Raw genomic sequence first — 22,062 nt, 5'->3', positions numbered from 1 at the left:
GCCCAGCTAGGGAATGTTCTCGCACTGAACCGCGGCGGTTATTCGGCAGATGGTGTCTGCTTGCTCGATTGAGACTTTTACTTTTGAAGCCAGAATCCCGCCACGATCGAAGCATTGCAGCTTGGCGCGATCCCGTATCTTGCTCTCGATTGTGCCATCGAGCTCAACGCAATCTGTTTCCGTTTCTAACTCGTCCGCCTCCGAAATTGGAAAAGCTCGCAATTGGCGTTGCAGGACTGGAACCGCATACGCTTCCGGCAGGCCTTGATGCTCAATCATAAAATTTCTAAGCAGCTGTGTCGGGTCGCCAAGCTCTCGCAGAACAGGGCGGACATAGCAGGTGCCTAGTGTCTGGAAGGCATAGGCTTCTTCGCCGCGGGCTAAGGCGACGCTAAAGGCCCGTTCCGCCGCCAGACGGCGCTGATGAAAATCCGCACTCAACACGCCTTGATTGGCAGCAAGGTCGGCGCTGAGCCAATGCTGCCAGTGGGCACTGGCCGTGGCTTCAGTGAAATCTGGATGAAGCTCGCTTAACGCTTCTGGGGATTCGATGGCGCGGCCTGCTAAATAGGACCAGGCGGTCATGCAACGCATCGGCGTCGCTAAATTCTCAACTGGAACGGAGACCGCTTGCACGTCATTGCTGTCAGCCGCATCGAAGGAGGCGAGCGGCAGAGTCACATCGCCTTGATTTTCTTCGTAAAGTTGTCCGGCATTGTTCGGGAACGAGGCGCGGGCGCCGCTGACGTCTTGCGCCAAAGCGCCCAACGGCAATACGAAACTTGCGAGCGCAAATAAACGCAATTGGGCTCCCAGCATGGCGACCTTTGTTGTGAAACTCTACACTCCGACCTAAGTGGTAGGCGTGATTGTGGCAGGGCTCAAGGCCCAAGCACCGTTAAGGGAAATTAACCTTCAGCATGACCGATATTCATACCGCTATAGACACCTATCTCGAGGAAAATTTGCTCCGAACAGACCCTGTTTTGGAGCAAATTGCCCAGAATAGTGAAGCGGCGGGACTGGTCCCGCACGCCGTCACGCCCCTTCAGGCCGCGTTTTTGGCCCTGTTGATCAAAATGAGTGGCGCGAAACGGGTCTTAGAGATCGGGTGTCTAGGCGGGTATTCCGCCGTTGCAATGGCGCGAGCGCTGCCCGAGGGCGGGGCATTGATCACCACCGAAATCGACACGCGAACCGCAGCGATTGCGCAAGAAAATATCGATGGGTCTGGCTTTGGCGACCGGATCGATCTCCGCACCGGCCCAGCCATGGAGGTCTTGGACGCGGAAATTGCGGCGGGGCGCCAGTTCGATTTCGTCTTCATTGATGCCGATAAGGTCAATCACAAGAACTATCTCGAACGGGCTTTGAATCTGACCGGCTCAGGCGCGGTCATTGTCGCTGACAATATCATCCGCGGCGGGGCGGTGATCGATGCCGAGAGCACAGAGAACAGTGTGCGCGGGGTTCGGGCGATGATGGCTTATGCCGGGACCTTAGACGGGGTCGACATGACCGCGCTGCAAACGGTTGGCGCCAAAGGCTATGATGGAATGGCGATTTTCCGCGTCTGCTAAGATCGCGCGCTAAAGATCGCGCCAAGTAACATCGACGCCAAGCTCAGCAAACACTCGGTTCCAATAATCTTTCAAAGCGCCGCGCTGCATGTCGACATAACGTTGACGCGGGATCAATCGGACCTCCAAGGCCACTCCGTCCAGACTGTCGCCGAACCGCCGCATCGTCATGTCCGCAACCTCCAGCGCGCTCGGCATATTGTCCGGAATAGATCCACCGCCGCCATAGGCGGTAAACACGTCTGAATTTTGCAGCATGTCGGAAATGATCACGATCCGCCGCTGGGGCACGCGATCAGAGAAGGCTTCGGTTTGTCCGAGCCGCGCCATGGCTTCTAGGACCGGACTGTTCGGCGCTTCTTTTGGGACGACTAAGTCTTCCAAAACGGTTTGCAGCGGGCGATCGAACTTCTCATTGAACCGTTCTTCGATCCGCTCTGGATTGCGGAAGAGGGCGTTGACTTGGTCGCCGCGCCCAGGATTGCACAGCGAGAACTCGCCGCGCGGATCGAATTGCCCGAACTGGTCCAATTCGAATAGCGTAAACCGTTCGCCAACTTCGAGACGGTCGCGCGAGCGGCGAATGATGGCGGCGATCAATCCAGCCTGCTGCTCGCTATATTCGTCGGTCTTGTCGATGATAATGGCTGTGTGGGGCGGCAGCTCATCAGACAGCTCGCAAAGCGTCATCTCATCATAGGGTTCGGGTTGAAGGGCAAAAAATGAGAAGCCGATAATCGCCACGGCGAGACCCGCGAGGACGAAATTCAGGATGGCCTGATTGCGTTGCTTCTTCTGCCTGGATCGCCGACGCCGCGCCATTAGTGTTCTGCCTTCACCCGAAACTGATCAATAATAGCATGCTCGAGACCAAACTCGTCTGACAAGCCATCATCGGTGGTTCTTAGCAGTTTCTGGTACGGCGCGACCATCTCTTGCATGGTGCGATGGATGATCATTTTCTCTTGAGCGCTGAGGTCTTTATCTTCCATCTCTTCTGGGCCGTATTTCACTTCCAGCACCAGCTCTTTGATATCTTCATAGCTCTCTTCGAAATCATAGAGCGCGTCTTGCAGGTCTGAGCGGGCCCGCTCAAGGCCGCGGGCGGAATCAGAGAAGCCCGGGAAAGGTGAATCGAGCCGTCGGCCTTCAAACGCAGCGAAGGCCGCGATCGCAAGCCCGAGGGCGAACAGGACCATCGCGTCTAATGAGTGTAGGGCAAATGGACGGCACATCGCATTTGTTGCAGCGCTGCCCAGCGTTTCCCCAAGCGGCGAGCTGAGGATCTTATCACACACCGCCGGGTCGACGATGAAATGCGGAAGCACGGTTGTTGGTAGGTCTGCTGGTAATCCCTGTCCCAAAGCCTGCATATCCAAAATATTTCGGTAGTGCGCGGCTGAGAGATTGACCAAGAAAACGAGAGAAAGCCCGACAATAATCGCGACCAGACCCATCACCACATAGAGGTTTCGGCGGCTGAAAATATTGTCGATATCGAACGGCATCGAGATATGGCGCATGCCCCAATAACCGACGATGAAGAAGGCCGTGGCCACGTTCGCAAGCGAGACAGCCGCCGCCTGGAAAATACCGCCCGCCAGGCCAAACTCGCTCTCCTTGGCGAAGAAATAGGCGTTTGCAGCGCTTTCAAAGATAATCATCAGTGCGATGATCGACATTTGCAGCATCGGTACTTTTGGGTGGCTGGATATATAATGGACGCCGCGACCGGTGGTCTGGCCGAGTTTCAGCTTCGCATGACGGGCATTTGCTTCGCCGCTTTGGCTGGATGTGTCGGCCTCATCTGCCTTCTTTTTGCGTTTTGCGGGGAGGTGATAATCACCGCCCAGCTGGCGAAAACGGTAAAAGCTGAGGGCTGCGCGGGTCGTGTAATCGGCTTGCAGGATGACTTGATTATAAGCATCACTCGGACGTTTCGTCAGATCGACAATGTCTTCTTTCGATAGTGCGCCCGCCATGTTTGGCGTGTTGTCACTCATCAGCCATCCTCCCAAAAGGAACCCTAGTCAGTTGTTAACCTTTTAGTAAGGACTTGTGGCAGGCGTTTGGTGAAAAATGATGAAATATGTCAGAGACATGACAATATCAGGCGGGTGGTGTTCTCACTCGCCACATTTTGTTCCGGCCTATAAAGAGATGTCATGGCTTTCACCGCAGATCAGCTCGAGCGTCATAAACGCCACATTCTCCTAAAGGAGATTGGCGGTCCTGGTGTGCAAAAGCTGCGCGATGCAAAAGTATCGATCATTGGCGCTGGTGCGCTTGGCGGGCCTTGCGCGCTGTATCTCGCCGCTGCGGGCATTGGTGAGATCGAGATCTGGGATGATGACGCGGTGGATCGCTCGAACCTGCAGAGACAGGTGCAGTTTTCCGAGGCTGATATCGGCCTATCGAAAGCGGTGCTTCTGCAAACGCGCCTTGTGGCGCTGAACCCAGATGTGTCGGTCAGTGTTAAACAGGAACGGTTCGGAGCAGACTCTGAGCCGCTTGGATCGATCCTGATCGATGCCACGGATAATTTCGAAACCCGCTTTGCCCTCAACCAGCTTGCGCATGAGACGGGGCGTCTGCTGGTCTCAGGCGCCGCCAGCCGGTGGAGCGGACAGGTTTCGGTCTATGCCTCGGGCGTGGAACCAGAAGCGCCTTGTTATTCATGCTTCGTCCCAGAACTGCCGCCTGCCGCCGAAGCGTGCGATGATGTTGGGGTGGTGGGCGCGCTCACCGGCATGGTCGGCACACGCATGGCGCTCGAGGCGATAAAACTTATCACCGGTGCGGGAAAACCACTGATTGGTCGATTGCTCATTATTGATGGGCTATCGGGGGAAAGCCGCCTCTTAAAACTTCGTCCGAACCCGGATTGTTCGGTCTGCGCATCATGAAACTTTTCTTTGACATCGTTAATTTTTGACGGTTTTACGACAGTGGGCCGTCGTGGAGTACTTGTTTGATGCGCAGAATGCTTGCCGTCAGTCTCACCATCATTGCGGTGCTTGCCGCCGGGTGGTTAGCGCTCAGAAGAGCCGATATCCCTTACGATACGCTTGAGACCGTATATTCGGTCCCTGACACGCAATTCATGACTTTAGATGATGGGCTGAAAGTCCATTATACTGATACCGGGCCGCAAGATCGTGCGGCACTGGTGCTCGTGCACGGGTTTTCGGCGTCTCTACACACATGGGAAGCGTGGAAAACGGCGCTTGAGCTTGATTACCGAGTGATCACGCTTGACTTGCCCGGTCATGGCCTGACCCGCGCGGAAGATCCGAGCCAAGCCAAGATTGAACGGTTTGCGGAGGTCGTTCACGAAGTCACCCAAGATTTGGGGGTTGAGCGGTTCACGCTGGCCGGGAATTCAATGGGCGGCAACACCGCCTGGTCCTATGCGCTGGCATATCCCGAAACGCTAGACGGACTGATTTTGGTCGCTGCCTCTGGCTGGCCGGAAGAGGAAGGGGAGGGCGACGGATCGCCATTCATATTCACGCTTCTGTCCAATCCCATTGCGCGGACTTTGCTGAAAGATCTGGATATGACTTCGCTGACGAGGTCAGGGCTTGAGGGGTCTTACACCAATCAGTCCTTTGTCACCGACGAGCTGGTCGAGCGCTATGTGGCGCTGTCTCGGGCGCCGGGGCACCGGGCGACTTTGTTGGCCATTATGGCTGGCGAACGGGTTGAAGCGACCGCTGCAGCGCTTTCTGCAATCTCGGTTCCGACGTTGGTCATGTGGGGCACGGACGACAATCTTGTTCCCGTCTCCGGCGCGCAGAAATTTGCAGATGCAATCCCAGGCGCGACTCTCGCCGTCTATGAGGGCGTTGGTCATTTGCCCCAAGAAGAAAACGCGGAGCAATCGATCTCCGATGTCCGCGCTTTCATGATGGATGTCGAGTGGAGCACCGTGGAGGATGAGGTCATCATCCCCGCCGGCGACCCTCGATTGACTGAGGATGGCAACTAAGCCTCGCTCTACTCGCTCTCAGGCGCTTCGGCACTTCCGAGATCGGCATAGATCAGACGGGTGAACCGTGCCTCATCGATGAAGCCCCAGGCCCAGTCTTCTACCCACGGGGTTAGCGGCGCGGCATCAAGAATGCCCTCAATGTCTTTTCCGGCATCGATCTCCGCTTGAACGGCCGCGGTTGTGCCTTCCAGCATATCAACAATCTCCGCGATGTCGGATTTGGTCGATAAAGGACCATGCCCTGGAATGATGCGCGTCTCATCGGTGATCAGGTCCGCCATCGCTTGTGACGCGGCCGTGAACCCGGCAAAAGTCCCGCCTGAAGTGACATCCACAAAAGGGAACATGCCGCTGAACATAAGGTCGCCCGTGTGCAAGACGTCGGCTTCTTCGAAATAGACGAATGTATCGCCATCTGTGTGCGCGGTTGGCGCGTGGATCAGCCGAACCGTCTGTCCGTTCAAATAGAGCGTCATCTCATCATTAAAGGTGATGACTGGCCAAGCCGCGTTTGGTAGCGCGGGCGTGGTTGATTCTTGGCCAAAGAAATCGCGCGTGACATCGACGGTGACGCGCTCCCGAACGCCTTCATGCGCAATGACGGTTGTCCCCGTCTCGCCAATAATCGCATTACCGCCTGTGTGATCGCCATGCCAGTGCGTGTTGACCAAATAGCGCGGCGCTTCGCCGGCAATCTCATCAATCGCGCTCAAAATGCCCGGCGCCATATCGGCATATTGGCTATCAATGACGAACACGCCGTCCTCGCCAGCCAGCACACCAATATTCCCGCCGCGGCCTTGCAGCATGTAGAGACCATCGCCGAGATCGGTGGTGGTGATCTGCACCGGTTGAGCTTGTTGGGTCAGTGGAACATGCGGTCCGTGGGCCAGAGCCAAGGGACTAGAAAGAAGCCCGAGCACGGTCAGGCTAGCAAAAGTTTTCATGATTGTGTCACTCCTCAAGTGAGAGGAGATATATATCTAGGCGCTGATTTCGCCAATCACGATCCGGTTAGACGGCGCTCGCTTCCATCGCTTGCGGGCAAAGGAAACCGGTCAGGCTGTCGAGATCCGTCGCACTTCTCAGCGCGGTGCGAAACGCTTCATTTCGAAATGCCCGGCTAACTTGCGCCAGGGCACGTAAATGGTCCGCGCCAGCAGCATTCGGTGCCAAGAGCATAAAGATCAGATCACATGGGCGGCCATCAATCGCGTCGAAATCAACGCCTTCGTGAAGCCGTACAAATGCGCCGACTGGCGCCTTTAATTGCGGGATACGCGCGTGCGGAATCGCAACGCCTTCGCCGACACTGGTCGATCCGAGGTTCTCGCGTTCAATTACGGCGTCGAAAATATCGCGGCCGTCGAGCCCATGTTTTGCACCAATCGCGTTCGCAAGTGTGCTGAGAATCTGTTTCCGACTCTCGCTTGATTGCGGACCAAGGATTACGCCCTCCGCAAGGAGGCTTGAAAGATCATTTGCCATTTTACTCAGACCTGTCGGTTCAACCGGTGGCGGAATGTCCAGCCGGGTCAACCCACCCAATATTGCCGTCTTCGCGCCGGTACACCATATTCAGGCCGCTGTGTTTCACATTTCGAAACAAAACGGCAGGGGTGTCTGACAGCTCAAGCTGCATAACAGCTTCGGAAACGGACATGGTTTTCACATCTGACGCTGACTCTGCCACGATGAGCGGGGCTTCGCCCTTATCTTCGGGCAATTCATCTTCCCCACCTTTAAGAATAAAGGCGGTTGCAGGTTCACTCGGCAGCGGCGTGCGTTTGTGGTGATCCTTTAGACGTCGATGGTAACGGCGAACCCGTTTCTCCATCTTCTCAAGCGACTCCTCCAAAGAGGCGTATGGATCACTTGCGGCTCCTGTCGATTGCAGCACAATCCCTGATGGGAGATGCACATTGCAATCGGTGATGATCTCATGCCCGCGTTTCTCAACGGTGACATTGCCATCAAAACTTCGGTCAAAATACTTGGTAACGGCGGCTTCTAGCCCATCAGAGATACGCTCGCTAAGCGCGTCTCCTACATCCATATGTCTTCCAGCGATTTTTATCGTCACGGAGAACTCCGTCTATTAAAAACCCACTATAGCGGGCAATTTCGTCAAAGCGAGCCCCATCCACAATAAAAGGGTGGATAAGTGTTTGAATGCAAGTCCTATTCCAATGACGTCTCTGTCACATCGGCGCGATTAATCGCGCAAAAGCTCGTTAATACCGGTCTTGGAGCGGGTGCGCTCGTCGACTGTTTTGATGATAATTGCCGCAGCTAAGGCTGGCCCGCCATTCTGACCAGGCAGGCTGCCAGGCACCACAACAGAGTAAGGCGGCACTTCACCATAGCGGATTTCGCCGGTTTGACGGTCAACGATTTTGGTGGATTGCGACAGGAACACCCCCATGGCGAGGACGGAGCCTTCGCGGACAATCACGCCTTCTGCAACTTCAGCGCGGGCGCCAATAAAGCAATTGTCTTCAATAATGACCGGGCTGGCTTGAAGTGGCTCGAGAACGCCGCCAATGCCGGCGCCGCCGGAAATGTGGACATTTTTGCCGATTTGCGCGCAGGAACCGACCGTCGCCCATGTATCGACCATAGTGCCACTATCCACATAAGCGCCAATATTCACGAAGGATGGCATCAGGACCGCGCCGGGCGCGATATAAGATCCGCGGCGGACGGCAGCGGGCGGAACCGCCCGAAATCCAGCCGCTTCGAACTCTGAAGCGCCCCAGCCTTCGAATTTGCTTGGAACTTTGTCCCACCACTTGCCGCGATGGCCGGGGCCACCGTCCATGATCACATTCGAGTTGAGACGGAAGGAGAGCAGAACCGCTTTTTTCAACCACTCATTGACGGTCCAGCCGCCTTGGCCATCGGGCGCAGCGACACGGACTTCGCCGCTATCGAGCAGAGACAGAGACGCATCTACGGCTTCGCGAATTTCGCCCTTGGTGTCGGTATTGAGGTCCGCGCGGTCTTCCCAGGCAGCATTGATCAAAGCGGCTAAGCGATCAGGCATCTTATTTTCTGTCTTTCTGCTATCTTATTGCATTATCGAACGGACAAACGCTGTCAGGTCGCGCGTCACATAGTCGATATGTAGGGGTAGGTCATCCCCTATTCCAGCGGGGCGCGCCGCCGCAGGTTCATGGCTCCAATCTTTGTCTGATTGAACCAAGACGGTAGCAAAACCCATCTCTTTGGCTGGGCTCAGGTTTCGCGTTAAATCTTCAAAGAAAACAGATGCTTGCGGGTCGACACCATACGCCTTGAGAAACGCGTCATAAGACTTTTGGTTGGGTTTGGGGATAAATTGGCTGTCTTCGATCGCAAACTGCCCGTCGAACACATCGCCCAAACCCATATACTCCGTCACCCGTTTCGCGTGTCCGCGGGATCCGTTTGTGTAGACAAATTTCTGGCCCGGAAGCGCCCGGATGGCGTCGGCAAGGTCTGGCGTTTTCGGCAGCGGCGAGAGATCGATTTCATGCACATGTGCCAAAAACTCGTCCGGCTCCATCCCATGCATCGACATCAACCCGTTCAGAGTGGTGCCATGTTCGGCATAATAGCGCTTCTGTGTGGCGCGGGCTTCATCTCGCGGCAGGCGCAGAAAACGGGCCACAAAATCAGTCATGCGCTGATCGATCTCGGCGAATAGGTCACATTCGGCTGGATAGAGCGTATTATCTAAGTCAAAGACCCACGCGCGGCGGTCTTGGAGGCGGGGTGTGCCCGCTTCTGTATCAGCTGGCATCCACGGGATCCCCAAAGTCGCGCTCAAAAAACTCAAATACGAGACGGCGATTGACCGGCGCTGGCGTCGCAACGAATTGGCCGGTGCGATAGGCCGCCTCCTCGCAAGCTTCATTCCCTGAAATCGCGAATTTTGCCTTCGAGACGCAAAAATCATCGCTGCCGCGGGTCAGAGTGCGGATACTGCCATCGCCTGTTTCCATTTCGGCATAGGCAAATAGACCAGCTTGTAAGAGCGGCTCATCGATCACGCGGGCGCAGCCGCCAGCCTCTAAGAGCCACCAGCCGCGGCTTTCCCAACCTTCACCGCGCCGCCGCGCCATGGCGCTCCAGATACGATTATTCGTGCGATTACAGAAGGTTAGGCCGACATTCCGAGCCCGATCGATGGCGGTTTGCTCCAGAATGTCCATCAGATCGGCATCAGATGTGTCGGACGCAAGCCCTTTTGACTTGAGGAAATCGCCAATCGCGGCGCGGGTTTTGCGGCCAAGATATCCGTCAATCTGTCCGGAATAGACGCCCGCATTATCCAGCAGACGTTGCACACCTGCGGCGCTGGCTTGATCCAGGTTGCGCTTTTCGGTTTCGGTAAAGCTGGTCCGCCAGCGTTTATCATCTTCAACCAGGACCGGACGGAACTCGCGTTCTTCGAGCCCCATCACCCCGCAATCTGGAATATTTTCAACGGCAAAACTGCCAGTAGGGTCGATACAAAGTTTGCTTTTTCCGGCCCAAACTTTGCGGCCGCCGCGATGCGCAGTGGACGAGCGCCCGAAGAGATAGTGGATGCCCGGCCGCAAATCTCCTTCGATCACGCGGGAGCAGGCGCCTGGGCGCAGTCTGGTCCAACCTTCGACAACCACGCCTTGGCCTTCATAGCGTCCGGTCGCAGCCTCGATAATACAGCTGGTCTCGTTGCAGACTTCCCAGCCATTCGAATTGCTTTGCGCCGCAGCGTTCATGGGTAAAGCCAAGGTAAACGCGATCGCGAAAAATCCAAGAATGAACTTAATAAACAAAGGTACCTGCGCCATGTTCGGTGAAGAGCTCCATTAACAGAGCGTGACGTTCACGCCCGTCTAGAATAACTGCCCCGCCAACTCCCATGTTGACGGCTTTCGCGGCGGTTTCAAGCTTTGGAATCATGCCGCCGCTGATCGTGCCATCTTGCATCAAGCCTTCGACCTGATCGCGGCGGATCTCTCGTAAGAGCGCGCCTTGCTTGTCGAGCACGCCCGCGACATCGGTGAGCAGTAAGAGGCGTTTGGCCTGAAGCGCCGTTGCCACGGCGCCTGCAGCGGTATCAGCGTTAACATTATAGCGCCGATCATCATCGCCGACGCCCACCGGCGCAATCACCGGAATGATGGCTTTTTCGCTTTCCATCAGGGCGTTGAGGACAGAGATGTCAATTTTGTCAGGTTCACCGACATAGCCGAGATCGACCACTTTCTCGATCTCGCTGGTCGCGTCTCTTTGGGTCCGGGTCGCTTTGGTGACGCGCATCAGGTCGCCATCAGAACCAGACAAGCCAACCGCTTTGCCGCCCGCCGCATTAATCGCCCGCACAATGGATTTATTGATCGGGCCGGAGAGGACCATTTCCACAGCTTCCATGGTCGCGTCATCGGTAACGCGCAGCCCATCGCGAAATTCTGATTGAATGCCGAGCCGCTCCAGCAATTTGGCGATTTGCGGCCCGCCGCCATGCACGATGACAGGATTGGCGCCGAGATGTTTCAGCAGGACGACATCGCGCGCAAAAGCATCGGACAAAGCCTCATCGACCATCGCATGCCCGCCAAATTTGATCACAATGGTGCGGCCAGCATAGCGCTGAATATAAGGCAGAGCCTCTGAAAGCGTTTCTGCGGTCAATTGGGCGGGCGGCAGGGGCGTATCGGTCATGGCGCTGGCTCTTAGCCGGATTTGGCCGCGATAGGAATGGTCCTTAGAGCAGCTTTGTCATGAACACGCTGTGCGGGTCTTCGACATAGTCGCCAAATGGCGGACAGATCTCAAAGCCGCTGCTCTGATAAAGGGTTCGCGAGGGCTTAAATCCATCCATGCTGCCAGTTTCCAGGCTGAGCTGGTGATAGCCGCGGGCCTTGGCTTCAGTCATCACATGATCAAGCATTTTACGACCAAGCCCAGCGCCGCGTTTGGAGGCTAGCGTGTGCATGGATTTGATCTCGCCATGCATTGCGGAGAGCTCTTTCAGGCCGCCGCAACCGACCAAGTCTTCGCCGTCGCGCATTTCCCACACCGTCACCGCAGGGTCTTTGAGCCCTTCCATGGGTAGAAAGTGACAACTGCCGGGTGGGGAGAGACTGAGCATCAGCTCAGCATGGGTGTCGATCAAAGCAATAAATTCTGGGGCCTTTAGATTGGCGCTTAGAATTCTGACCGACATTTAGATCTCCGTGATTTGCCCGATCTCTGCTCGCAATTCGGCAATTCCAAAGCCTTTTTCAGAAGATGTCACGCGCGGAATCGGATGCGCGGCTGGATTTTTTCTCAACACGTCCTGAATTTTCTTCGTAACGGCGTCGAGGTCCGATTTTTTGATCTTGTCGGCTTTGGTCAAGACAATCTGATAGGTCACAGCGGCGGTGTTGAGCATGGCCATAGTTTCGAGGTCGGTGTCCATCAAGCCGCGGCGGCTATCGACCAGCAGGAAGACGCGCCGCAGGTTCGCGCGACCGCGTAAATAGCGTTTGGTGAGCTGAACCCATTTGGCTTGCTGATCGCGGGAGACTTTTGCATAGCCAAAGCCTGGCAGGTCAACGAGCCAGAGCTTGCCATCGCCAAGGTCAAAATAGTTGAGTTCTCTTGTTTTGCCTGGCTCAGCAGACGAACGAGCGAGATTTTTACGGTTCAACACCGCATTGATCAAAGACGATTTGCCAACGTTTGACCGTCCCGCAAACGCGATTTCTGGGCGATTGCCATCAGGCAGCTGGCTCAAGCTCGCGGCGCCGAGTACAAACTCGACCGGCCCCATACAGAGCTTACGGCCTGTCTCGAGGGCTTCTTCTGAAAACGTCAGCTCTGTCATCTCTTGGCCTTCTCTGCGCCTCTGACGCCGCCTCCCCGCTGCAAAGCGGGGCCTATGGCGGTTGAGACCGGTCGTAATTCCTTGTCCCGGCCGCCATGGGTCCTGACATTCGTCAGGAACACGGCTTTTGGATTATTCTGCCGGGGTGGAAGAGCCCCGCCCGATTAATCGTTTGATGAGCTTGTCGAGCTGTGTCTCGACCCCGTTTCGGCGCATGATGAAATATTGCTGGCCAAGTGAGAGGATGTTTGACCAGACCCAGTACAGCACCAGGCCCGCTGCAAATCCGCCAAACACGAACATAAAGACAAAGGGCAGCGCCATCATAATCGTGCGCTGAGTTGGATCTGGTGGCGGCGGTGACAGCGACTGGATACCCGCCATGGTGACACCGTAAAGGATCGGAAGGATCCCGATGCCAATCACAAAGCCGAGGATTGGGATGGCTTTTACATCTGCCGCGGCCCAAGGCAGGAGGCCAAAAAGGTTGCCGATCGCGGTTGGATCTGGCGCCGACAGGTCATTGATGAACCAGAACGGCGTGTGCCGCATTTCGATCGTGACATAGAGCGTCTTATAAAGCGCGATAAAGATTGGAATGGTCAGCAGGATCGGCACACAGCCCGCCAATGGATTGGCTTTCTCGCGCTGATACAGCTTCATAACTTCTTGCTGCCGGCGCTGCGGATCCGCTTTGAACCGCTCCGAAATCTCTTTCATCGGCTCGGCCAGTTTTTTCATTTTGGCCATGGATTTGTAGCTCTGATTATAGAGCGGCACGAGCGGCAGCTTAACCAGGACCACAAGCGCCATAATCGCCCAGCCGAATGAGCCAACAATGCCCTGCAGCCAGTTCAGGACGAAGAACAAGCCTTTGGTCAGGTAATAGAGAATGTTGCCCCAATCGATGGCATCGCCAAAACGCGGAATGCCCGCGTCTTGATAGGTGTTCACGACATCGTATTCTTTTGCACCGGCGAAAATCTGATTGGTGACGGTCTCGGTGGCGCCGGGCGCAAGCTCTACGGGTGCGCCTTGCACTAAGACTTCGAGATGGCTGTCCAGATTACGGACGCGCGCTCTGAAACCTTCGCCTTGCTGGGGCACAAGCGCGGCCATCCAGTACATATCCGTTAGGCCAAGCCAGCCGCCTGTTTCAGCCACGCGAATGCCGTCTTCGGCTTTCTTGATGCCTTTGCCTTTGAACAGGTTGTTATAATTGCGCCAAGTCAGGGCGCTATCAAAGCTGCCCATCAGACCTTGGTGTGCAAAGCCGGTCTTGCGCGATGAACCGGGGTCTGTCGCGTCGACAAATTCTTTCCAAGGGCCATAGCGGCGCACGGTACCAATTGGCAGAAGCGTCCGGGTTTCTGTGCCGAGATTGGTGACAGAATCTTGGAACGTGAACATGTAATTTTCGTCGACGCTGATCGTGCGTTCGAACCGGATGCCGTCTTTTTCGAGGCTGAGCGTGGTCGCGTTGTCGCTGCCAAAGTTTTCTTCGCTCGCCGTCCAATTGTCGCGATATCCGGCGATCGCATCACGGCCATCAAACCAGTTCCATCCTGCGGTATAGCCACTAGGCGCATTTGCTGGGCGGAGCAGGCGCAATTCTTCGGTTCGTTCGACGGTGCGATAATGATCTTTCAAATTGAGATCATCAATGACCGCGCCGCTCAGATTGATCGACCCATCAACGCGATCAGCATCGAAACCGACGCGGGACGTTTCCGTGAGTGCTTCATCAACCGTTTTGATGACCTCTTCTAAAGGCTCGGGCGTGGCGGCTTCGACTGGCGTTTCAAGACCGGCTTCAGCTTGCGCGGCTTCCCGCGCCTCATTCGCGCGTTTGGCTTGGGGTTCGAGGACGAAGAACTGATAGCCAAACACAAAGACGATCATCAACGCCATTGCGATGATGAAATTGCGTTGGTCCTGAGGGTCCATACCGTTTTGTTGATTAGGCAACATAGGTGATGCGTATCCTAATATAAAAAGAGGGGTCAGGCCGGACCTGTCCCCGCTGAGAAATCTTTGGCGAGGCTTATCAGCGCGCTTTCCATATCGTCAAGCAGGCGCTGCCAGCCAATCGTCGCAGTGTCCATTCGGGCAATGAACACATAGTCAGCCCCGGGCACGCCGTGAAGGGGCAGAAGTTGACGGGCTGCTTCTTTGAGGCGCCGTTTGGCACGGTTGCGAACCACCGCGTTGCCGATCTTCTTCGTCGCGGTGAATCCGGCGCCAATGTTGGTCGACCCGCGCCGTGTACTGGCCTGCACGACCAAGCCTTTGCGGCGTTCAGATTTTCCGGTGCGGACAAAAAGAAACTGGGGCCGTGTCTTAAGACGGACGACCCCAGGTTCGGAAGCTTCAGATTTTGCCATGGGACCAGTCCCCGGCAGGCCTGTCTTAAGCAGACAGGACCTTACGGCCTTTCGCGCGGCGGCGGGCCAAAACCTTGCGGCCATTCTTGGTTGCCATGCGAGAGCGGAAACCGTGCGTACGGGCGCGCTTCAGGCGGCTTGGCTGGAATGTGCGTTTCATGGGCGTCTCGCCTCAATTGAAATGTGTTAAACTCGAAAGCGCGGCTATTACGGCTGCGAGGCGGTGAGGTCAAGAGAAATCCCGCAGGTTTTCTGGGTCAATTACAGCCGTCACATAGCGCTCACGCATCGGTGATGGTTTGGGACCTAACCGTTACGTGCATGTTTTCAAGCCCGCCCGTATATCGGCGTCGAACAAAGTTTCTAAAAGGGACGCGAAATCTATGCTACGCAAACTTCTGACGGTTGGAGCTATGGCCATGACACTTGCGACGGGATCTGCGGCGGCAGATGATACCGAGTTGCACCAGCCTTGGGATGAGATCCTCGGGACCTATGTCGTGCCAGGCGATGATGGCGTGAACCGGTTTGATTATGGCGCGCTGCAGGCCAATGACGCGGATTCAGCGAAACTTGATGCGTATCTGGCCGGGTTCGCAACGCTGGACTTCGACACGCTGGATGGTGATGAACAGTTTGCGGCCTATGCAAACATCTACAATGCTCTGACGGTGCAACACATTGTTAGCCGCTACCCAACCAAATCCATTCGCTCTGGCTATATTGTTGGCCCTTGGAAGCGCGTATTTACCAATGTTGAGGGTGAAGAGATCAGCCTCGATCATATTGAACACCAGATCTTGCGGGTCGAATGGGATGATCCGCGGGTCCATTATGCGGTAAACTGCGCCGCGTTTAGCTGCCCGAACCTGCAAACCGATGCTTGGTTTGGCGAAACGCTGGACGAAGATCTCGATCGTGCTGCGCATGCTTTTGTCAATGATCCGCGCGGGGTCACGATCCGCAAAAATGGCACATTACAAGTCTCAACCATCTATAAATGGTTCCGCGAAGACTTTGGCGGCTCCAATGATGGCGTCATCGATCACCTGCTTGAGCATGCTGAGCCGGGCTTAGCCGAAAAGATTCAAGCGAAGCGCAAAATCACCAAACACGAATATGACTGGTCTCTAAACGACGTCGAATAGGCGCGATTGAGACCGAGAAGAAGGACAAAACCCATGACGGACACTGTCGAAAAGAAACAGGGCTCGATTTTTATCAAGCTATGGCCGGTCTACTTGATTGCAGCCGTTATGGTCGGCGCCTGGCAGCTTGGGCTGTTCCAATATCTATCGCTCGACACGTTGCGGGAGCAACAAGAAGTCCTGCAGGGATTTGTTTCGAACAATCTCGTGCTCGCGGTCGCCATCTTTATTGCCGTCTACGCTGCGGCCACTCTCTTCATGATCCCGGGCGCTTTGTGGATTACGATAGCCGGCGGGTTCTTGTTTGGCTTGGTTGGCGGATCGATCGCGACAATTGCCGGCGCGACTCTGGGCGCGAGTATGCTGTTTTTTGCCGCGAAAACCTCAATTGGAAGCGCTCTGCGAGACCGCGCTGGACCGTTTATGGCGAAAATGGAAGCCGGGTTTAATGAAAACCCATTCTCCTACATGTTCGCGCTTCGCCTCTTGCCAGTGGTTCCGTTTCCCGTGGCCAATATCGCGCCAGCGCTTCTGGGAGCAAAATATCGCGAGTATGCGATCACCACAGCCGTCGGGATTATCCCAGGCGTCGTCGCCTATACTTGGGTGGGTTCTGGTCTCGGGGCGACCTTTGCGGCCGGCGAAGATCCGAACTTGGCGATCATCGCAAAGAATATGCTGCCAGCCCTCGCAGCCCTCGGACTGGTTGCATTGATCCCTGTTATTTATAAGAAAATCTCAGGCCGAAAGCCTGAAACCGTGGAGGCTTAATTGTCAGACGCGATTGCAAGTTCGACCGCCAGAGTCGCGGAAACAGATCCTTTGGAGACAAAAACAATGACACAAACTCCAGCGGAAACAGGCGCGAAACGTAAGCTGAAAGCTGATCTTATTGTGATTGGCGGCGGCTCTGGCGGTCTCTCAGCCGCGGCCGGTGCTGCGATGCTCGGCCTCAATGTCATCCTCTATGAAAAAGCGGAGATGGGCGGCGACTGTTTGAATTATGGGTGCGTGCCATCCAAAGCGCTGCTGACCACTGCGAAATATGCCCAAACCGCCCGCGAGAGCGCAAAATACGGCGTCGCAGTCTCAGAGCCGACGGTTGATTGGGAGCAAGTCAAAGCGCACGTCCGCAAAGCGATTGATACAATTGCCCCAGTCGATAGCCAGGAACGGTTTGAAGGTCTTGGCGTGACTGTAATCCGCGAGCATGCCAGCTTTGCCGATCCAAAAACGGTCGTGTCTGCAACGACAGAAGCGACGGCGCGGCGGATCATTGTCTCAACCGGCTCGACCGCTTTCATTCCGCCAATCCCAGGATTGGAGGAAACGCCTTACATCACCAATGAAACCGTCTTTTCTCTGCCCGAGCAGCCGAAACACCTAATCGTTCTGGGCGGTGGGCCGATCGGCATGGAGATGGCGCAAGCCTTCCATCGTCTCGGCACCGAAGTGACCGTGATCGAAATGGGCCGGGCAATGGCCCGCGCCGACGCCGATCATGCCAAGATTGCCGTCGATGCGATCCGCGAAGAAGGCGTCACCATTCTCGAAGGCCATAAAGCGGTGAAAGTCACCGGCACAACCGGCGCGATTACCGTCGACACTGAAAGTGAAGATGGCACAAAGGCTGTCACCGGAACGCATATCCTCGTTGCGGTTGGTCGGCGAGCCATGTTGGACGGGCTCAATCTTGAAGCGGGCAAAGTCAATTTCGATCGCCGCGGTATTCAAGTCGGCGATAAGCTCCGCTCGGTCTCGAACCCGCGCGTTTGGGCGCTTGGCGACATTGCTGGTCAAGGCCAATTCACTCACCTTGCCGGATGGCATGCCAGCGTATTCACGCGCCGCGCTTTGTTTAAACAAGGCAGCAAAGCCAGCGATCTTCCGCTTCCATCAGTCACCTATGTGGCGCCTGAGGTGGCCCAAGTTGGTCTCACAGAGGCCGAAGCTCGCGAGCAATATGGCGATAGCGTCACCACTTCATCCTTCCCTTTCCATGAGAATGATCGGGCGATCGCTGAAGGCAAAACGCTCGGCGAGGCCAAATTGGTGATCCGCAAGGGCAAAATTCTTGGCGCCTCGGTTGTTGGCGATGGCGCCGGCGATATCATTCAAATCGTCGGCTATGGCATGTCCAACAAATTGGGCGTTCAATCGCTGACCAATTTCATCTCGCCGTATCCAACGCGGGCTGAAGTCGTTAAAAGGGCGGCGAGTGCGCACTTCACGCCAACTGTATTTGGCAAGGCGTCTCGAACCTTGGTCGGGTTGCTGCAACGAATTCCATAGTCTAGGGCCGGGGGGTGATGGACGTGACAGATTCCAAAGCCGCCCCCAGCGGTCTGCGCTGGATGAACAGCCTGTCGTTCCGGCTGTTTTTGATCGCAATCACCACAGTATTGGTGGTTGAAGCCCTGATCTTTGTGCCGAGCGCGACCAATTATCGGAACAATTGGCTGAATGACCAAATCGAAGCCGGGCGGCTTGCCGCTTTGGCTTTAGAGGCAGCGCCTTCTCGCATGGTGTCCGAAGAGCTTGAGCAAGACTTGCTTAAAAGCGCGATGGTTTTGGCGGTCGCCGAGCTTTATGACGAACGCCGGGACATGATCCTCAATCCCGGCGAAGAGATTTGTTGTACGAGCAAAATCATCCTCTACGACGATAGCCCGGATATGTCGGAAATCATGGATACGCTGGCGACATTTTTTGCGCCGAGTGACCGATTTTTGATTATTCGTGCAGCGGGGTCGCGTCCCGGCCGCGTGATCGAGATCGTCGCTGATGAGTCCGCTCTGCGGTCTGGATTGAACCAGTATGGGCGAAACATTTTGGTTCTGTCCCTGATCATCTCAATTGCCACTGGCGGATTGATTTATTTGATGCTGCTGATGACGGTGGTTCGGCCGATCCGGCGCGTGACGCGGTCTGTGGTTCAGATCAAAGAAGATCCTGGCAGCTGGAAACGGCGGCTCTCCCCGACCCCGCGCTCGGATGAGATTGGGCGCGCCCAAAACGCCTTGTCAGATATGGAAGAGGCGGTCTCGAACGCCTTTCGTCAGCAGGAGCGTTTGGCCCAATTGGGTGAAGCGGTCGCCAAGATCAATCACGATCTGCGCAATTCGCTTGCGACCGCGCAGCTGGTTTCTGACTCGCTCTCGCGATCCGAAGACCCCCGCGTTGCCAAAAGCCTGCCGCGTCTGGAACGCGCTTTGGAACGCGCGATTAATCTCGCGAGTGACACTCTAAAATATGGCCGGTCGTCTACGCCAGACACCTCGATCCAATCCGTCCGTCTGTATGACATTGTCGAAGAAGCGTCTGCTGAAGCGCTGGCTGCGTTTGGCGACGTCGCGTTCACCAATGCCGTGGTCGAAGAGGCTGAAGCGCAAGCGGATCCGGATCATCTGCATCGCATTTGCGCCAATCTCATTCGCAATGCCGCTGAAGCGATGGAGGGCAAAGGCGCGATTTCAGTCGGTTTTGATGGCGCAGCGCTGAGCGTGCTCGACACCGGACCGGGCCTGCCAAAGCAAGCCAAAGCGAACTTGTTTAAACCGTTTGCAGGATCGACCCGGCGCGACGGCACGGGCCTCGGCCTGGCGCTCTCTCGCGACTTGGCGCGGGCGATGGGCGGTGATTTAGAGCTGGGTGAGACGAGTGAAAATGGAACCCGGTTTGTCGTTTTCCTGCCAGATGCCGCTTAAGGCGCATAGACCACCGCCACCAAGACAGCACCCAATCCAAGGATAAATCCGAGCCATCCCCACCATGGCGCAAAGCGCTCGCGCGGCAGCGGTTTCGGTTCGGGCGCGGCAAGCTTGGCCTCGAACTGATCCATCACTTCGGGCAGGCGTTTCAGGCGATCCGCGACGTCTTTGACATTTTGCGCGACGAGCTTGGCGGCACCCGCCGGGCCAAGATTTTGCGTGATCCAATCTTTGACGATGGGTTCAGCGGCTGCCCAAATGTCGTGATTTGGATCAATCGCGCGAGCGACGCCTTCAACTTGCACCATGGTTTTTTGTAAAAGCACCAATTCCGGCCGCAAATGCATGCCGAATGTATGGGTGAAGTCTAAGAGCTGAAGTAGCAAACGCCCCATAGAGACATCGCTGGCGGACTTGCCGTGGATCGGCTCTCCCACACTGCGCAGGGCTTGCGCGAAATCGCCGACGGATTTGTCTTTCGGGACATAGCCCGCTTCGAAATGCACCTCAGCAATGCGGTGATAGTCGCGGCGCAGGAAGCCCCAAAGGATCTCGGCGAGGAACCGGCGTTCGTTCAGGCCGATCCGTCCAATGATCCCGAAATCGACCAATGCCAGCCGCCCGTCCGGCGTGACGATCATATTGCCTTCATGCATGTCGGCGTGAAAGACGCCGTGATGAATGGCATGATCGAGAAAGCCGCGCGTCACAGTATTGGCGAGCGTGGCGCGGTCGATGCCTGGCGTGTTGGCGGCCTCGGGGTCAGTGAGCGGTTTGCCGTCAATCCATTCTGTGGTCAGCACGCGTTTGCCGGATCGGTGCCAATCGACCTCGGGCACGTGATAATAGCCAGCTTTGAAGGAGAGCGCGCGCATCTCATCGCCGCCGCCTGCTTCGAGGCGCAGGTCGAGTTCTTTTTCCATCGCAGCTGCGACGGTTTCGGTGAAGGCTACCGGTTCCAACCGGCGGCTTTCGGCATTCACCCGCTCGACCGTACGCGCCGCGCGCTTCATCGCGCGGAGCTCTTTTTGGATCAGCGTCTCAACGTTCGGGCGGAGGATTTTGACAGCTTTCGCCCCGTCTGAGGTTTGCAATCGATGCACTTGCGCCAAAGATGCAGCCGCGATTGGCTCGCCAAGCTCTGGGAACAGCGCAGCCGCCTCATCCTCACCAAACTCATCGGCGAGGGCTTTTTGCGCAGCTTTCATCGAGAAAGGTGGGAGCTTGTCTTTCAGCCGGGAGAGATCGGTCGTGGTTTCGACGCCGAACACATCTGGCCGGGTGGCGAGAAACTGGCCCAGTTTAATATAGGCCGGGCCAAGCTTTTCGAGCGCGGTCGCGAGCCGTTTGCCTGGACGCCCTTTTGCGCCGCCGCCAAAGATGCGCAGCGTTTTTCCGGCAAGCTTGGCGGGAAAGGGTAAACGCGAATGATACTCGCCTGGTAGGATCACATCATGGCGCGCCAGGGCTGTGCCTGCGCGCAAGAGCCGTGCATAATCTGCGAGCGCTTTGAACATGCCTTAGATCGCCCAACCGAAGTGAAGCGCCGCGATCCCGCCAGAGAAATTGGTCACCGAGACATTCGAAAAGCCAGCCGATTCAACCTCTGCTTTGAACGTGTCTTGATCGGGAAACTGGCGAATGCTCTCGATCAGATATTGGTAACTGTCGCGATCGCCTGTCAAGAGTTTCCCAACCTCAGGGATCACATTGAAACTGTAAGTGTCATAGGCCTTTTGCAGCATGGGCGCGGTCATTTGACTAAACTCGAGCACCGCCACGCGCCCGCCCGGCTTCAAAACGCGCCGAAACTCTTTCAGGCCCGCGACACGGTCGGCGAAATTGCGGATGCCGAAACTGATCGTCACCGCATCGAAATTGCGATCCGGATAGGGCAAGGCCGTGCCGTCCGCGCAGACCCAATTGAGGCGGTCGCCCCATTCTGCATTGTCGTTCCGTGCTTTGCCCGCTTCGAGCATTGCGTCATTGATATCGCAGACGATGGCGGTCGCTTCGCGTGTATCACCACGGCGTTTTCCGGCCGCATCTGCGAGCGTCAAAAACGCCCGAGCGAGCTCACCGGTGCCACCCGCAACATCTAGGTGTTTTTCGCCCGGCTGCGGGTTCACGCGGTTCATCGTGTCATGTTTCCAGAGCCGATGGACGCCGACGGACATGAAATCATTCATCACGTCATATTTCGACGCCACCGAGCGAAACACGCCTTTGACCCGGTCGACTTTCTCGTCCGGGGTGACGGTCTCAAACCCAAAAGAAACAGTATCTTGCTCGCTCATAATGCCCATCTAAGCCGACAAGGGTTAAAGCGCTATGGGCATGTGTGTCGCGGATTCGTAAATTCCGCGCCCTATTTCGCCCGCATTTTCTGTGTTTCTTAGCCT

The 22,062-nt window shown here is 56.1% G+C and carries 24 protein-coding genes; 7 read left to right on the top strand and 17 right to left on the bottom strand.

Going from position 1 to position 22,062, the window contains the following annotated elements:
• Positions 1 to 6: 6 nt before the first annotated feature.
• Positions 7 to 819: a hypothetical protein gene (locus tag MY069_RS06780; RefSeq protein ID WP_482796313.1), complete on the bottom strand. Its 813-nt coding sequence runs from the start codon at positions 817 to 819 to the stop codon at positions 7 to 9.
• 101 nt (positions 820 to 920) lie between these two features.
• Here MY069_RS06780 and MY069_RS06775 point away from each other — a divergent pair, with 101 nt between their 5' ends.
• On the top strand, positions 921 to 1,580 hold the full coding sequence (locus MY069_RS06775) for an O-methyltransferase (RefSeq protein WP_482796312.1): 660 nt from the start codon (positions 921 to 923) through the stop codon (positions 1,578 to 1,580).
• 9 nt (positions 1,581 to 1,589) lie between these two features.
• On the opposite strand, the gene MY069_RS06770 is transcribed toward MY069_RS06775, so the two are convergent.
• Together MY069_RS06770 and MY069_RS06765 are read right to left on the bottom strand one after the other, a co-directional pair.
• Positions 1,590 to 2,402: a hypothetical protein gene (locus MY069_RS06770; protein WP_482796311.1), complete on the bottom strand. Its 813-nt coding sequence runs from the start codon at positions 2,400 to 2,402 to the stop codon at positions 1,590 to 1,592.
• Complete coding sequence (locus MY069_RS06765; protein ID WP_482796310.1) at positions 2,402 to 3,583, bottom strand: hypothetical protein; 1,182 nt, start codon at positions 3,581 to 3,583, stop codon at positions 2,402 to 2,404. The genes MY069_RS06770 and MY069_RS06765 overlap by 1 nt, the downstream gene beginning before the upstream one ends.
• A 162-nt stretch (positions 3,584 to 3,745) precedes the next feature.
• Here MY069_RS06765 and MY069_RS06760 point away from each other — a divergent pair, with 162 nt between their 5' ends.
• Both MY069_RS06760 and MY069_RS06755 read left to right on the top strand, forming a co-directional pair.
• The gene (locus MY069_RS06760) at positions 3,746 to 4,486 is read left to right on the top strand and encodes a HesA/MoeB/ThiF family protein (protein WP_482796309.1); all 741 of its coding nucleotides are present in this window, start codon (positions 3,746 to 3,748) and stop codon (positions 4,484 to 4,486) included.
• 68 nt (positions 4,487 to 4,554) lie between these two features.
• A complete protein-coding gene (locus tag MY069_RS06755; RefSeq protein WP_482796308.1) occupies positions 4,555 to 5,571 on the top strand; it encodes an alpha/beta fold hydrolase in 1,017 nt (338 codons plus the stop codon).
• Positions 5,572 to 5,579: 8 nt separating this feature from the next.
• On the opposite strand, the gene MY069_RS06750 is transcribed toward MY069_RS06755, so the two are convergent.
• The 12 genes from MY069_RS06750 to rpmH all read right to left on the bottom strand — a co-directional run bounded on the left by MY069_RS06750 (position 5,580) and on the right by rpmH (position 14,962).
• Complete coding sequence (locus MY069_RS06750) at positions 5,580 to 6,521, bottom strand: MBL fold metallo-hydrolase (RefSeq protein ID WP_482796307.1); 942 nt, start codon at positions 6,519 to 6,521, stop codon at positions 5,580 to 5,582.
• A 67-nt stretch (positions 6,522 to 6,588) separates the two neighbouring features.
• Positions 6,589 to 7,062, bottom strand: a complete 474-nt coding sequence (locus MY069_RS06745; protein ID WP_482796306.1) for a PTS sugar transporter subunit IIA — start codon at positions 7,060 to 7,062, stop codon at positions 6,589 to 6,591.
• Between the two features lie 19 nt (positions 7,063 to 7,081).
• Positions 7,082 to 7,657 carry a ribosome hibernation-promoting factor, HPF/YfiA family gene (hpf, locus tag MY069_RS06740; protein WP_482796305.1) on the bottom strand — a complete coding sequence of 192 codons (576 nt, stop codon included), beginning with the start codon at positions 7,655 to 7,657 and terminating at the stop codon, positions 7,082 to 7,084.
• A 132-nt stretch (positions 7,658 to 7,789) separates the two neighbouring features.
• Positions 7,790 to 8,620 (bottom strand): 2,3,4,5-tetrahydropyridine-2,6-dicarboxylate N-succinyltransferase, encoded by an 831-nt coding sequence (gene dapD / locus MY069_RS06735; RefSeq protein ID WP_482796304.1) that lies wholly within the window; start codon positions 8,618 to 8,620, stop codon positions 7,790 to 7,792.
• A gap of 24 nt (positions 8,621 to 8,644) precedes the next feature.
• The gene (locus tag MY069_RS06730; protein WP_482796303.1) at positions 8,645 to 9,358 is read right to left on the bottom strand and encodes a pyrimidine 5'-nucleotidase; all 714 of its coding nucleotides are present in this window, start codon (positions 9,356 to 9,358) and stop codon (positions 8,645 to 8,647) included.
• Entirely contained in the window at positions 9,348 to 10,394 is a 1,047-nt protein-coding gene (locus MY069_RS06725; RefSeq protein ID WP_482796302.1) for a DUF1036 domain-containing protein, read from the bottom strand. Before MY069_RS06725 ends, MY069_RS06730 begins: the two co-directional genes overlap by 11 nt.
• Complete coding sequence (gene argB, locus MY069_RS06720; RefSeq protein WP_482796301.1) at positions 10,369 to 11,268, bottom strand: acetylglutamate kinase; 900 nt, start codon at positions 11,266 to 11,268, stop codon at positions 10,369 to 10,371. Before argB ends, MY069_RS06725 begins: the two co-directional genes overlap by 26 nt.
• 43 nt (positions 11,269 to 11,311) lie before the next feature.
• On the bottom strand, positions 11,312 to 11,773 hold the full coding sequence (locus tag MY069_RS06715; protein ID WP_482796300.1) for a GNAT family N-acetyltransferase: 462 nt from the start codon (positions 11,771 to 11,773) through the stop codon (positions 11,312 to 11,314).
• Positions 11,774 to 12,418 (bottom strand): ribosome biogenesis GTP-binding protein YihA/YsxC, encoded by a 645-nt coding sequence (yihA, locus tag MY069_RS06710; protein ID WP_482796299.1) that lies wholly within the window; start codon positions 12,416 to 12,418, stop codon positions 11,774 to 11,776.
• Between the two features lie 132 nt (positions 12,419 to 12,550).
• Positions 12,551 to 14,389, bottom strand: a complete 1,839-nt coding sequence (gene yidC / locus MY069_RS06705; protein WP_482796298.1) for a membrane protein insertase YidC — start codon at positions 14,387 to 14,389, stop codon at positions 12,551 to 12,553.
• Positions 14,390 to 14,421: 32 nt separating this feature from the next.
• Complete coding sequence (rnpA, locus tag MY069_RS06700; protein WP_482796297.1) at positions 14,422 to 14,802, bottom strand: ribonuclease P protein component; 381 nt, start codon at positions 14,800 to 14,802, stop codon at positions 14,422 to 14,424.
• A 25-nt stretch (positions 14,803 to 14,827) separates the two neighbouring features.
• On the bottom strand, positions 14,828 to 14,962 hold the full coding sequence (gene rpmH / locus MY069_RS06695; protein ID WP_070961344.1) for a 50S ribosomal protein L34: 135 nt from the start codon (positions 14,960 to 14,962) through the stop codon (positions 14,828 to 14,830).
• Positions 14,963 to 15,221: 259 nt separating this feature from the next.
• Here rpmH and MY069_RS06690 point away from each other — a divergent pair, with 259 nt between their 5' ends.
• From MY069_RS06690 to MY069_RS06675, 4 genes are all read left to right on the top strand, one after another.
• Positions 15,222 to 15,950 (top strand): DUF547 domain-containing protein, encoded by a 729-nt coding sequence (locus MY069_RS06690; RefSeq protein WP_482796296.1) that lies wholly within the window; start codon positions 15,222 to 15,224, stop codon positions 15,948 to 15,950.
• 33 nt (positions 15,951 to 15,983) lie between these two features.
• On the top strand, positions 15,984 to 16,721 hold the full coding sequence (locus MY069_RS06685; protein WP_482796295.1) for a TVP38/TMEM64 family protein: 738 nt from the start codon (positions 15,984 to 15,986) through the stop codon (positions 16,719 to 16,721).
• A gap of 66 nt (positions 16,722 to 16,787) precedes the next feature.
• Positions 16,788 to 18,242, top strand: a complete 1,455-nt coding sequence (locus MY069_RS06680) for a dihydrolipoyl dehydrogenase family protein (RefSeq protein ID WP_482796294.1) — start codon at positions 16,788 to 16,790, stop codon at positions 18,240 to 18,242.
• A gap of 23 nt (positions 18,243 to 18,265) precedes the next feature.
• Positions 18,266 to 19,657, top strand: coding sequence for a sensor histidine kinase (locus MY069_RS06675; protein WP_482796293.1), 1,392 nt, complete (start codon positions 18,266 to 18,268; stop codon positions 19,655 to 19,657).
• Here MY069_RS06675 and MY069_RS06670 read toward each other — a convergent pair.
• Together MY069_RS06670 and MY069_RS06665 are read right to left on the bottom strand one after the other, a co-directional pair.
• Positions 19,654 to 21,177, bottom strand: coding sequence for an AarF/UbiB family protein (locus MY069_RS06670; protein ID WP_482796292.1), 1,524 nt, complete (start codon positions 21,175 to 21,177; stop codon positions 19,654 to 19,656). The genes MY069_RS06675 and MY069_RS06670 overlap by 4 nt on opposite strands.
• 3 nt (positions 21,178 to 21,180) lie before the next feature.
• Entirely contained in the window at positions 21,181 to 21,957 is a 777-nt protein-coding gene (locus MY069_RS06665; RefSeq protein WP_482796291.1) for a class I SAM-dependent methyltransferase, read from the bottom strand.
• Positions 21,958 to 22,062: the final 105 nt, after the last annotated feature.

Source organism: Hyphomonas sp. ske169 (genome assembly GCF_056850855.1).
This window is presented reverse-complemented; position numbering and strand designations above follow the sequence as displayed.